This window comes from Bacillus cereus, assembly GCF_002577405.1.
Classification (GTDB): domain Bacteria; phylum Bacillota; class Bacilli; order Bacillales; family Bacillaceae_G; genus Bacillus_A; species Bacillus_A cereus_AU.
The window spans coordinates 94,821-107,679 of sequence record NZ_NULR01000006.1 but is presented as its reverse complement, the minus strand read 5'-3'; the positions used below and the strand labels follow the sequence as shown (position 1 = coordinate 107,679).

Genomic DNA, 12,859 nt, shown 5'->3' with positions numbered 1-12,859 from the left:
TCATCTTATTTGTTCTCTTAGTAACGTTTTTATATTCATGTGTATAAGAAAAAACGCATTCTAGAAAGAACGCGTTATAAAAATGAAGTAATGATTAATCTAGTCCCAAGAATAATTAATGTGATACGTAATAAATTAATTACGGCATTACCGCTTAATTTTGTGTTAATATAAGCCCCGATTTTTCCGCCAATCCATGCACCAGGAATAAGAATTAATGCATAGGTCCAGCTAACATTTCCAAGGGAGATGTGAGTTGCAGAACTTACAATTGCTGATAAAAATACGATAAACATCGAAGTTGCTACTGCAATGTGTGCTGGGAATGCAAAAAGAAGCATCATTGCTGGAACAAGTAAGGCACCGCCACCAATTCCAAATAAACCAGATATAAATCCGACTATAAAGGCGATAAAGATAGCGAGAAGCGGTGGAAATTGATAGTTTACAGTATTTCCTTCGTTATCTGTAAAAGAACGCTTAATTACAGTCATATTTGATAAGGAAAGAGGTTTTAATTTGTCTCGTAACATAAGAAGAATGGAGACGAAAATAAGGAAAACCCCAAAATATAAAGAAAATGTATCTTGGTTTAAAAATTTGTTTGCCCATGATCCGATAATACCACCAGGGCCACTCCCGATAAATAAAATAAGTCCACTTTTGTAATCTACTCGTTTATGCTTCATATAAGTAAGGGTGGAAGACAGTCCTGTAAAAACGACTGTTACCATAGAAGTTCCTACTGCGAGCTGTGGGGATAAACTGTGTAATCCAATTAATAACGGAACAATAATAATTCCGCCTCCGAGTCCAACTAGGCTCCCGACTGTCCCGGCGATTAGTCCGATGAAAAGTAACATGATGTATTCCAAAATTGCCAACTCCTCTAAATAACTTATCCACCAATTATTATACACGCTTTTCAATAAGAAATAGGGTTGTTCACAAAAAAGTCGTCTTCCTGGAAAAAATAAGGAAGACGACTTTTAATTAAAAGATTAAGTATAATAAATAGTACAATAAAGCAGCTATAGAAGCTGAAATAGGAAGTGTAATTACCCATGTAATCAACATGCGTTTAGCAGTTCCCCATTTTACACCTTTCACACGGTGAGAAGCACCAACCCCTAAAATAGAAGAAGAGATAACGTGTGTTGTACTAACCGGTAAGTGAATGAATGTTGCACCGAAAATAACAAGTGATGATGATAAATCAGCAGCTACACCATTTACAGGACGAATTTTCATAATTTGTCCACCGACAGTTTTAATAATTTTCCATCCACCGACAGAAGTACCAAGACCCATTGCAGTTGCACAGGCTAATTGTACCCAGAAAGGGATCTCGTCAGAAGTATGATAGTTATTGGCCATAAGAGCCATCGTAATGATTCCCATTGCTTTTTGTGCATCATTCGTACCGTGTGTAAAGGCTTGTAATGCTGCAGTGAAAATCTGGAATATACGGAAGTTTTTATTCGTTTTCGTTAAGTTAAAGTTTTTAAAGACGACTTTAAAAATACTATATACGATATAACCAATAACAAAAGCGATAATCGGTGAAATGATTAAAGCTTCAAGAATTTTTGTGAACCCTTTAAAGTTTAATGAACTAAAACCAGCAGCAGCGATTGCTGCGCCTGCGATTGAGCCAATGATTGCATGCGAAGAACTACTTGGAATACCATAGTACCAAGTGATTAAATTCCATGCTATTGCCGCAAGCAAAGCAGCTAAAATTACAAGAGAACCATTAGGTAAAGCAAATGGGTCAACGATATCTTTTGTAATAGTTTTTGCTACACCTGTAAATGTCATCGCACCTAAAAAATTCATAATAGCTGCCATAATAATTGCATGTCTAGGCTTTAGAGCTTTTGTTGAAACAGCAGTTGCAATAGCGTTTGCTGTATCGTGAAATCCATTGATAAAGTCAAAAGCTAAAGCGCAAATGACTACTAAAATGGTCAGTATCAAGAGTGTATCCATGATCAAACTCCTTACGCGTTCTTCATAATAATTGTTTCTAATACGTTTGCAACGCTTTGGCAGCTATCTGCTACTTCTTCAAGCTCTTCGTAAATCTCTTTATATTGAATAATCTTAATCGGATCTTTTTCACGAGAGAATAAGTTCTTAATCGCATGACGGCGAATATCATCACATTGTGACTCGTAATCCTTAATCTTAATCGCATTTGTACGAATGTCGACTAATTTTTTGTTAGACATTAATTCAACAGAGTTTGCAATCTCAATTGCACATTGATTAATTGCTTCAACGAATTTAATCATGTATTCATCAGCTTCTGTAATAGAATACATTTCGAATAGACCAGCACTGTGATCTAATCCGTCTAATACATCATCCATACTCATTGCAAGTTGCAGGATGTCCTCACGTTCAATAGGAGTAATAAACGCTTTGTTTAGCTCCATAATGATTTCGTGAATAAATGAGTCACCTTTTGACTCATATTCTTTCATGCGCATAGAAAATTCTTTTAAATCGCTAGCATTTTTAATTTTATACTCCACGAAAAACTGCGCGCCTTCTTTTAAATTTTCGGAAACGTTCATTAGCATTTCAGAAAATTTATCTTTTTTTGATTTAAAGACCATTATTGTTACCCCCACAAAAGTAATATATGTAAAATATATTGGCTAGTCAATTCTAACAAAAAACTGTCGTTTTTTAAAACATTTTATCGAAAAATTTACAAAAACTTAACATTACTCACATTGTTGCATTAATAATATTAATACTTAATGGTGAATATCTTACTTGTAGAATGTCCTTTTCTTGTAAAAAGTATGAATGTGAAAGAAAAGCTTTACACTATAGTAACCACTACGTTATTATAATAAATTTAAAAGGAGGTATATTCTTCCTTTTAAAAAGAAGAGTGTAAACAAACGAAGGAAGTGAACAAATGAAATTGAAGAACACTCACTTTAAAAAAATGCTTGAGTGGTTCAACAAGAGGAAGAAACTTCGTAATGCATTAATTGTATTAGGAAGTTTGTTCGCTACTATATTTATTGTTATAAATATAATAATTTCCATTCAAGATATATCTGAATTAAAACAAGCTGTTCCGCAACCGACTTTAATTTACGATGCAAATAATGAAGTTGCGACCAAATTAGCTTCTTCTAAAACAGAAGGCGTTAAAAGGAAAGATATTCCAGATGTTATGGTGCAGGCAATTGTTGCTGTAGAGGATAAGGAGTTTTTTAACCATCGCGGTATTGACTATAGTGGAATTATAAGTGCCGTTTTTAAAAATCTCACCGCAGGAGAAGTTGTAGCAGGGGGGAGTACCATTACACAACAACTTGCGAAAAATGTATTTTTGACACAAGACCGCACATACTCACGTAAAATAAAGGAATATTTTCTAACAAAAAAAATAGAACGTACTTATACAAAAGATGAAATTATTGAAATGTATATGAATCAAATTTATTTTGGCGAAGGTGCTTGGGGGATAAAGAGAGCGGCTAAATCTTATTTTGATAAGGATGTAAAGGATTTAACAATTTCAGAAGCTGCAACGATTGCGGGATTGATTAAAGCTCCATCTACGTATTCGCCCTATAAAAACTTTAATAAATCAATTGAACGACGTAATGTCGTATTAAGTTTAATGAAAGAACAAGGATATATTTCTGAAGAACAGTACAATAAAGAAAAAGAGACAGGGCTTGTATTAAGACGTGGTGTTGATGACAAATATAAGGGGAAATACTCTCAATATGTAGATTATATTGTTAGAGAAGCAATGGACAAGTATGAATTAACACAAAATGAAATTTTAGCAGGTGGTTATCGCATTTATACGGAACTTGATCCGAAAAAACAACAAGCTGTAGAAGATGTTGTGAATAATGATAATTATTTTAAAGATAGTGGTTCAGATCAGCTCATGCAAACTGGAGTGGTTCTTATGAATCCGAAAACTGGTGGTGTTCCGGCTTTAGTTGGGGGCCGAGGTCCGTATCAATTTTTACAGTTTAATCATGCAACACAATTAAAAAGGCAGCCAGGTTCAACATTAAAGCCTCTTGCTGTGTATGTGCCAGCGTTAGAGGAAGGATATGAAGTATACGATGTATTAAAAGATGAACCGTTTAATATTAAAGAATATGCACCACAAAATAGTGATCATACGTTTCATGGTAATGTGACTATGTATGAAGCTGTGGCAAAGTCGTACAATGTTTCAGCTGTTTGGCTATTAGAGCAAATAGGATTAGATAAAGGATTGAATTCTTTAGAGCGATTTGGTATCCCATTAGAGCCTGAAGATCGTACGTATCCGATTGCTTTAGGGGGGATGCATGTAGGGACTTCTCCATTTGTAATGGCTCAAGCATACAGTGCGTTGGCAAATGATGGTGTTCAAGTGGAAGCTCATGCCATTAGAGAAATACAAAATGCTGAAGGGGAAACAATTGGAAAATGGTATAAGAAAGAGACACGTGTAACGAGTGAGAAAATTGCTCAAAAGATGACATACTTATTAAAAGGTGTTGTCGAAAAAGGAACGGGTGAAAAAGCGAAAGTTAATAATATTGATACCGCAGGCAAGACAGGGACTACCCAGCTTGTAAATGGACCAAGCACTGGTGCGAAGGATTCGTGGTTTGTTGGATATACACCGGATTTAGTAGGTGCGATTTGGGTAGGGTATGATAAAACAGATAGCGAGCATTATGTCCCGGGAGGGAGTCAAATTACGACGACGATGTTTCGGGATATTATGAAAAAGGCGAATGCAAACCCAACTCAAAAAGCATTCCAGTTATCGCTAATACCTGAGGCTGACTACAAAAAACAATTGCAAACAATTGAAGAGGAAAAACGAAGAAAAGAAGCAGAGAAGCGAAGAAAAGAAGAGGAACAACAAAGAAAACAAGAGCAACAAGAATGGTTTGATAAAGTGAAGGAGTGGATTCCATCATTATGGTAAAAGAAAGAGGCGAATAACGAGATTCGCCTCTTTTTTTTGTGGAAAATAAAGTGGAAATTTGATTAGTGGGATTTGGGCCATCTCCACTGATTATTAGTCCACACCAATCGGGATAGATGATATTACTCGTTTAATGTAACATTTGCATTACCAAAATATTGAGAATCGTATGTGACGATTATTTTCCCCCTACTAATAGGTTCATAAGGCAATTCTTCTTCGAAATGACCATTATTTTCATTATGGATAGTAAGTGTTATTTCATCAATGTCTTTATTTTTATATTGATCTTTAATTGTTTCAGCAATTTGAAGTAGGTTTTCGTAACTAGAAGCTTTTGTAATAACCATTCCTTTTATAACCTTCTTTTCGTTATGAGTATCAGAAGAATAAGGGACGCTACTTTGCTTTGTATACAGAAGTTCGTATGGAACTGTTTTTCTCTCTGCTTTTGATATAGTGGAATATTTTAGAGTTAAAAAAAATCCTACACATAAAATAATGCATACCATAAGACCAATCCAAATGCGTATTAGTGATATAACTCTCATTTTCATCCCTCTTTCATATCTTTGACTTCACTATTTATCATACAAAATGAGGATTAAGATAGAGTAAATTTGAGGTAAAGAAACGTAAAGAAGGAGTACTTATCCTCCAAAATAAGTGCTCCTTTCTATTTCAGCAAGAATAATTAAGAGATAGAGAAAGATTTATATAATACAAAGAAGAATAGGATAGAATAAAAAACTACACGCCAATTGTTAAGTTGTATCTAACAATTGGCGTGTAGTTCGTGGAACAGTCTATTATGTGTATTGATTTATTCTTTCATGATTTGTGTTAGGGAAAATTGGAATAGAAATAGTGAAAGTTGTACCGTTTTGATTACTAGTCATTTTTAATGTACCGTTATGATTTTGAATAATTTTCTTCGTTACTGATAAGCCCAATCCTGTTCCTGAATCTTTTGTTGAGAAGAATGGATCAAAGATATATTCTTGAATAGCTGGAGGAATACCAGTTCCGTTATCTGTAAATGTAATCCGGACGAAGTTATCTAGGCGATAACTAGTGATTTGAATAGAAAGAGGTTTTTCACTTTGAGCATCGACAGCGTTTTGAAATAGGTTTAAAAAAACTTGTACGAGTTCATGACGATCAATATTGACTAAAATATGATCTAAGTCATTAGAAAACTTATAATCAATTGAAATATTATGCAAAAAGACTTCACTAGCCAGTAACTGTTGAATATACTCGCGTAAAAATGTATTAATGGGAAATGATTCCCTTGTACATTCGCGTGTTTTTGAAATAGCTAAAAATTTTGTAATAATACTATTTGCACGATCTAATTCAGGAATAAGTAAATTTTTAAATAAGTCTTTATTAGATGAAGAAACACTATCTTGTAAAAATTGTAAGTATCCCCGTACTGTTGTAAGTGGGTTACGTACTTCATGTGCAATCCCAGCTGCAATTCGCCCTGCTAATGAAAATTTTTCTGCATCACGTTCTGTGTTCAAATAATGGAAGACGCTAATAACTCTAAAAATCTCTCCGTTATAATCACGAATAATTCGGTTATTTACAATACCGTAGTTTTTGTCTAAAACCTCTTCATTATATATTTCAGTTCCTGTTTTTAATGTTTCAATAGCTTTAATTTTTTCTTCAGGCAAGTTTAGCAATTGTTGAATTGGCTTTCCAATGATTTCATTTCGTATTACGCCAAAATCATCTGCAGCAGCTTGATTACATAAAGTGATATTCCCTTTACTATCAATAAAGGTCACATGATGTGAAAAAGCATCAAAAATATGAAGAAAGTGTTCTTCAAGTTGTTCAAATAAAAATAATGAATCGCAAGTAAGTTGAAAATCAGCCTCTTTATTCTCTTTTCGTATGTTTTGAATGGAATGGGTTGTTTTTGTTTTTTTTATTTGTAAACCAATATGTGGACTTTTATATGTGAAATGATGTGGCAATTGATTCACAAGTTCTTCATAAAAACGTACTTTATTTTCTAGTTCTTCAATTCGTTTTTCATGAGATAAAATAGCATCGTTTGGAAGCATAAATAAGTAACTCCTCAATTTAAAAATTCTTCCATCTAGTATATCATATTTTTATACGGATACTCTTAAAGAAAGAGCTACTTAACAAAACTGATTAGCCGAAGTGATTGGGGGGTAGGTAGAGTGAATGCAAGATGAAGGTAGAAAGGGAGGAATATGTTTGCTTTTCATTGGAGTGACAGGGTGGGGAGATCATGATTCTTTATATATAAATCCCTATGAAAATAAAAATAAATTACGAACATATAGCGAGAATTTTCCCATTGTGGAAGTAGATAGTTCATTTTATGCGATGCAACCTGCACGAAATTATACAAAATGGGCGATGGAAACACCAAACGATTTTTCTTTTATTGTAAAAGCATATCAGGGAATGACAGGACATATGAAAGGTGAGATTCCTTTTTCTACGTTCGATGAGATGTTTGATGTGTATAAACAATCTATTCTTCCTTTAATAGAAGCGAATAAATTAAAAACCATTTTATTTCAATATCCACCATGGTTTGATTGCAAAAAGAAAAATGTAGATTTCCTTCGATATACAAAAGAAAAAATGGAAGGTTTCCCGTGCGCAATAGAATTTCGAAATCAAACATGGTTTTATCCAGAAATGAGAGATAAAACGGTACAGTTTTTAGAACAGGAGAAATGGATTCATACAATTTGTGATGAGCCACAGGCGGGAATAGGTTCGGTACCACTCGTGTTAGAAGTAACGAATTCGGATATGGCTTTAATACGTTTTCATGGAAGAAATGTTCATGGATGGCTTGATAAAGGGGAAAATTGGAGAGCGGTTCGCTGTTTATATCGCTACAACAATAAAGAATTGGAAGAATGGGTAGAACGACTAGAGCAATTAAAAAAGAAGACAAAAGACATATACGTACTATTTAACAATAATTCAGGGGGGGATGCAGCAGATAACGCGAAACAGCTTATGAAAATGATGAACATTACATATGGTGAGCCGAAACCTGAGCAATTAAATTTGTTTGAATGATAAAACAAGAAAGGCACTGTACAAACAGGGGGAATGTACAATGCCTTCCTATATGAAAAAGAGGGGTAACAATGTTACTGAGCGTTTGGTTGATTCATCAATTGTTGGCTTCGTAATAAATGATAATGGTTATCATTATCATTGTCAATAGTTTTTCGGAAAATAAGTAAAAAACTTTTTATATTTTGAATAGAAATAAAAAAGAACAGCGATTAATGCTGTTCTTTTTCGTTGATGAATTGTTGTAAATCAAAAGGAGTTATCGCTTGGATAAATTCTTTTGAGATAAGTGTTTGAACAAGAGTGCTCTCAGAAATGCTGGCACCTGTTTTCTTTTCGTAAGCTTGTTTTAATAAATCGAGTTTTTCAGCCGTTTCTTGTGGTAATTCAATTGTAAGTGTGTTCATAATTTCTCCCCCTTATTATTAGAGTACCACTACAATATAAGAGAGACAAGAAAAGAGAGCATAAAAAAGGTTACCAAATCTTCAAATGGTAACCTTTTTTATGTATAAGAGGTATTAAGCGATACCGATATACTTTAAAGTTTTTGATGGAGTACTATGATCAAAGAAGTGTTGTAAAAATGCAATGTCAACACCTGATTTGTATGCACAATAGCCCCAAGTTTTTCGAAGTGTATGTGAGCTAATCCCTTCTAATCCAACTTCTTTTGCAGCTTTGTTTAAAATGTACCATGCATGCTGTCTCGTAATAGATTTTGTTCCTTTTTGAGACTTTAATAATGGCTCATTACGTTTCCAAGTTTTACGTTCTTTCATGTAGTCTTCGATTGCGTGCTGTAAGTCTTCATTTACAGCAAACCATTTATGTTTCTTTACTTTTTCATTGTAAAATAAAATGGAATGGCGAACATTTTCATTTTCATCAATTACATCACTAACTTTTAACTGTAAGATTTCACTTACCTTTAAACCAGAATTTACAGCTAATACGAATAATAAGCCATCACGTTTCGAAGATTGTAAAAGTATATTTTTGATAGTTTCTAATTGTTTTTCATTTTGAATAGGTTGTCCTGCTTGTTTCATTTCACGCACTCTCCTCTTTTATATGTGTAAAGGAAAGGATTAACTTGTTTCTTACTATAAAGGGAGAGTGTGAATTTCATGTGAACTCCTAGTGAAATTAAGACAAATTATTTGACTTCTTTTACTTTTTGTAAATTAAAATAAAATACAACGCTATTAGTCGTATTATATACACCGTATTCGGCGTGATGGAGATCTAAAATGTTTTTCACAATAGATAATCCAAGGCCAGTACCTCCAGTATGACGGCTACGAGAAGCGTCTAAACGATAGAAGCGATCCCAAATTTTTTCCAGACTTTCTTCTGGGATAGGGTTTCCTGTATTTTCGATTTCGACTTGTACTGTATCTGCCATTTCCCTAACAGAGACTTGAATTTTTTCTCGATCTGGCGTATAGCGAATGGCATTGCTTAGTAAGTTCACAACTACTTGCTCAGTGCGACTACGGTTCGCTATAACAAATATAGAAGAGTCTACATCGATGTTCACTTGTAAATGCTTTTCCTCCATGCTAAATAATAACTTTGTATAGACTTGTTGAATTAATTCACCGATTGAGAATGTTGTCATTTCTAGTTTATACGTACCAGATTCTAATTTTGCTAATTCTAACATTTCAACAATTAGTCTGTTCATATTTTCTGTTTCTTCTAAAATAACATCGGTATAATAAGTCGTATCTTTACTAACGCCATCTTTAATTCCTTCTGCGAAACTTCTAATTACACTGAGTGGTGTTTTTAATTCGTGTGATACACCAGAAATGAATTCTTTTCGCGTCTTTTCCAATTGACGTTCACGTTCAATATCTTGTTGTAATTTTGTATTGGCGACATTTAATCGATCGATTCGGTCTTTTAAGTTTACTGATAATGTATTAATACTGCCGGAAAGCCCGCCAATTTCATCATCTGCTGTAACAGGTAATTTCTCGCTAAAATCAAAATTAGCCATTTTTTTTGTAACGCGATTAATCTTAAGTAATGGCTTTACAATGATTTTTGAATAGTAGAAGGATAACAAAATAATCACGAGAAATACAATGATTAAGGCATAGACATAATAATCTTTTAAGACGAGCATAGCTTCATTGACAGGTTGTAAAGATGCTATCGCAAAAGCGTATTCTGTAATTTTTCCGTTTTCCATAATAGGTTTTACAAAGATACTATTTTTTATATTCTCTCCGCCATCTAGTATATAAGTGTTTAATTCCTGTGAGTTAGCAGTTCCATCTCTAATAATCTCTGCAAAATATTGAACGGCTTGTAATGTTTCAAGATCATTTGCAAGACGAACATCTGCTTTAGTTGGAAGCTGTAACTTAGATACAATACCAGTAAACTCAATTTGAGTTGGAGTTTTGTATCGGTTTGTAAGTCTATTTTTAGAAGGGTTGCCATTAATGGATTGAAAATCTGAGTTGACATTTTCGTTTTGCCATCGATTATAATTCGTTGTCAATTCTAGTGGCGTTATTATATTATCTTGTACAAAACCGACGACGTTTATCACTCCATCTTTTTTCAATCCTAAGTTTTCGAATTTATTATATTCTTCTGGTGTTAAAAGATTATTGAGTGGAATGGAATATGTTTTATTATTTTTAGGATTAATAACATCAATATAGAAATTGTTGTCACTTTTAATAATGCCGTTAGAATTTAAAAATTGCATTTCAGCATTTGTTTTATCATGAAATTCTTGTTTTAGTTTTCTAATCTCTTCATAAGTTTTACCACTTTTTTCATAATTATCTACGAATTTTTCAAAAGCAGTTTGAACGGTTTTTACTTTTTTATTAATATAAAATTTCTCTAAAAATAGAGATTGTCCTAGGAAAAATAGGAGGAATATGATTGTGAATAATGTTGACGTTAATAAGAATAGTTTAAAGACGATACTTCTGTTTTTCACTGCGTCACCTCTTATGAGAAATACTGTAAATGATTACTTTATTATAACAAACGTTACAAGAAAGTAGAGGAGAAAATCTGTCTCTTCTGAAAGTAGTTTTTTATATAAAGTCATATAAAAAGAACTCGCCAGACGTATGACAAGTTCTTTAGTGTGTTACTGTTGAATTGCTGCATCTAAAGCGATTTCAATCATTTCGTTAAATGTAGTTTGACGCTCTTCAGATGTTGTTTCTTCGCCAGTGAAGATATGATCGCTTACTGTTAATACAGATAATGCATTGACACCATATTTCGCTGCTAATGTGTAAAGAGCAGTTGTTTCCATCTCTACTGCTAATACACCGTAATCCCCAAGTTTTTTAACCATGTCCATGCTTTCGCGGTAAAATACATCTGCAGTTAAAACATTACCAACACGAACGTGTAATCCTTTTTCAGTTCCTGCATCGTAAGCTTTCTTTAAAAGGTCAAAGTTTGCAGCTGGTGCAAAATCAAAACCTGGGAATGTTAAACGGTTCATATTAGAATCAGTACAAGCTGTCATTGCAATAATAACGTCACGTACTTTTACGTCTTTTTGAATTGCGCCGCAAGTTCCAACGCGAATTAAATTTTTAACTCCGTAGCTTTGGATTAATTCGTTTACATAAATAGAAATAGAAGGAACACCCATACCTGTACCTTGAACAGATACACGTTTTCCTTTATAAGTTCCAGTGAACCCTAACATACCACGCACGTTATTATAGCAAGTAACGTCCTCTAGAAATGTTTCAGCGATATATTTTGCACGTAATGGATCACCAGGTAATAGAATAGATTCAGCGATTTCACCTTGTTTTGCTTCAATATGTACACTCATGAAAAGTCCTCCTTATAATGTATTGATAGAAATCAATATCATTTGCATTATACACTATCAATCCTTTCAATTAAAATCTTTTTAATTATTTGTAATATGTTCAAAATAGGAGGATTTCATAAATCATAATCTAGAATATATATGTAAGAAGTTTTGTATAAATAGAGACAATAAAAATGGTAGGTGATGTTTTGAAAAACCTTGTCATTGGACTTGTTGCGTTGTTACTTATTGTAGCAGGAGGATTTTACATAAAAAAATATCAAGAAACCGTAGAGACGGTAGGAGATGTTGAGGAAGTGAAATGGGATCTGACAAAGGGAAATGAGAAAGTAGATATTCTGTTTCAATTACTAAATAAAAAGAATAGTGAAGTTCGCGGTGTGAATGATGAGATTCGGGCAGTTATTGTAGATGGACAATTAAAACAGGTGCAACAAATGAAACCTACATTTGCTGGGAATGGATCATATAAGTTATCTTCCAAAATAGCAAAAGATGAAGGGTATACAATATTTTTATATGAAGACAAAAATAAGTCAGTGAAATCATTTGCTAAGAAAGATTTCGGGGAAGAAAGGGAGGGGGGAAATAAGAAAAAAGCGAAATTTCCAATCGATAGTGTACTTACAAAAAAAATAGGAGAGTATGAAGTTTCTCTTTTATTTGGTGCATTGCATCCAAATGAGCCTGCGACGTTAACATTTCAGTTTCAAGCGAAAAAGGGTGAAAAATTGAAATTACATTCAGAGAGAGGAGAAGTGGAGACCCTCTATATCGTGGATGAAGCGAGGGAAAACTTTTTATACGCCATGCCTGTTGATACGGATGAGCAATTACAATATCGTATTACATTTCCTGCCCAGGGCACGTATAAAATGTGGGGAACTTTTTATATAAATGGTAAGAAATATGAAAAGGAGTTTATTGTACAAGTTCAAAAAAGAAAAAACAGCTAA

Annotated in this window: 12 protein-coding genes; 3 read left to right on the top strand and 9 right to left on the bottom strand. The window is 33.6% G+C overall.

What is annotated here, in order from left to right; all coding sequences use genetic code 11:
- Positions 1-74: 74 nt before the first annotated feature.
- The 3 genes from COC96_RS08830 to COC96_RS08820 all read right to left on the bottom strand — a co-directional run bounded on the left by COC96_RS08830 (position 75) and on the right by COC96_RS08820 (position 2,624).
- The gene (locus tag COC96_RS08830; protein ID WP_097902359.1) at positions 75-875 is read right to left on the bottom strand and encodes a sulfite exporter TauE/SafE family protein; all 801 of its coding nucleotides are present in this window, start codon (positions 873-875) and stop codon (positions 75-77) included.
- Between the two features lie 118 nt (positions 876-993).
- The gene (locus COC96_RS08825; protein WP_097902358.1) at positions 994-1,992 is read right to left on the bottom strand and encodes an inorganic phosphate transporter; all 999 of its coding nucleotides are present in this window, start codon (positions 1,990-1,992) and stop codon (positions 994-996) included.
- Between the two features lie 11 nt (positions 1,993-2,003).
- On the bottom strand, positions 2,004-2,624 hold the full coding sequence (locus COC96_RS08820; RefSeq protein ID WP_000231450.1) for a DUF47 domain-containing protein: 621 nt from the start codon (positions 2,622-2,624) through the stop codon (positions 2,004-2,006).
- Between the two features lie 311 nt (positions 2,625-2,935).
- Here COC96_RS08820 and COC96_RS08815 point away from each other — a divergent pair, with 311 nt between their 5' ends.
- Positions 2,936-4,978, top strand: a complete 2,043-nt coding sequence (locus COC96_RS08815; protein ID WP_098267194.1) for a transglycosylase domain-containing protein — start codon at positions 2,936-2,938, stop codon at positions 4,976-4,978.
- A gap of 122 nt (positions 4,979-5,100) precedes the next feature.
- Here COC96_RS08815 and COC96_RS08810 read toward each other — a convergent pair whose 3' ends face one another.
- Both COC96_RS08810 and COC96_RS08805 read right to left on the bottom strand, forming a co-directional pair.
- Entirely contained in the window at positions 5,101-5,529 is a 429-nt protein-coding gene (locus tag COC96_RS08810; RefSeq protein ID WP_098267195.1) for a hypothetical protein, read from the bottom strand.
- A gap of 258 nt (positions 5,530-5,787) precedes the next feature.
- Positions 5,788-7,059 carry an ATP-binding protein gene (locus COC96_RS08805; RefSeq protein ID WP_098267196.1) on the bottom strand — a complete coding sequence of 424 codons (1,272 nt, stop codon included), beginning with the start codon at positions 7,057-7,059 and terminating at the stop codon, positions 5,788-5,790.
- A 160-nt stretch (positions 7,060-7,219) separates the two neighbouring features.
- Here COC96_RS08805 and COC96_RS08800 point away from each other — a divergent pair, with 160 nt between their 5' ends.
- On the top strand, positions 7,220-8,065 hold the full coding sequence (locus COC96_RS08800) for a DUF72 domain-containing protein (protein ID WP_098267452.1): 846 nt from the start codon (positions 7,220-7,222) through the stop codon (positions 8,063-8,065).
- A 212-nt stretch (positions 8,066-8,277) separates the two neighbouring features.
- On the opposite strand, the gene COC96_RS08795 is transcribed toward COC96_RS08800, so the two are convergent.
- The 4 genes from COC96_RS08795 to deoD all read right to left on the bottom strand — a co-directional run bounded on the left by COC96_RS08795 (position 8,278) and on the right by deoD (position 11,900).
- The gene (locus COC96_RS08795; protein ID WP_001094862.1) at positions 8,278-8,472 is read right to left on the bottom strand and encodes a DUF3924 family protein; all 195 of its coding nucleotides are present in this window, start codon (positions 8,470-8,472) and stop codon (positions 8,278-8,280) included.
- Between the two features lie 114 nt (positions 8,473-8,586).
- On the bottom strand, positions 8,587-9,117 hold the full coding sequence (locus COC96_RS08790; RefSeq protein ID WP_000806236.1) for a tyrosine-type recombinase/integrase: 531 nt from the start codon (positions 9,115-9,117) through the stop codon (positions 8,587-8,589).
- A gap of 107 nt (positions 9,118-9,224) precedes the next feature.
- Positions 9,225-11,036, bottom strand: a complete 1,812-nt coding sequence (locus COC96_RS08785) for a sensor histidine kinase (RefSeq protein ID WP_098768656.1) — start codon at positions 11,034-11,036, stop codon at positions 9,225-9,227.
- A 156-nt stretch (positions 11,037-11,192) separates the two neighbouring features.
- Positions 11,193-11,900 carry a purine-nucleoside phosphorylase gene (gene deoD / locus COC96_RS08780; protein WP_000110707.1) on the bottom strand — a complete coding sequence of 236 codons (708 nt, stop codon included), beginning with the start codon at positions 11,898-11,900 and terminating at the stop codon, positions 11,193-11,195.
- A gap of 176 nt (positions 11,901-12,076) precedes the next feature.
- Here deoD and COC96_RS08775 point away from each other — a divergent pair, with 176 nt between their 5' ends.
- Entirely contained in the window at positions 12,077-12,859 is a 783-nt protein-coding gene (locus COC96_RS08775; RefSeq protein WP_142339977.1) for a hypothetical protein, read from the top strand.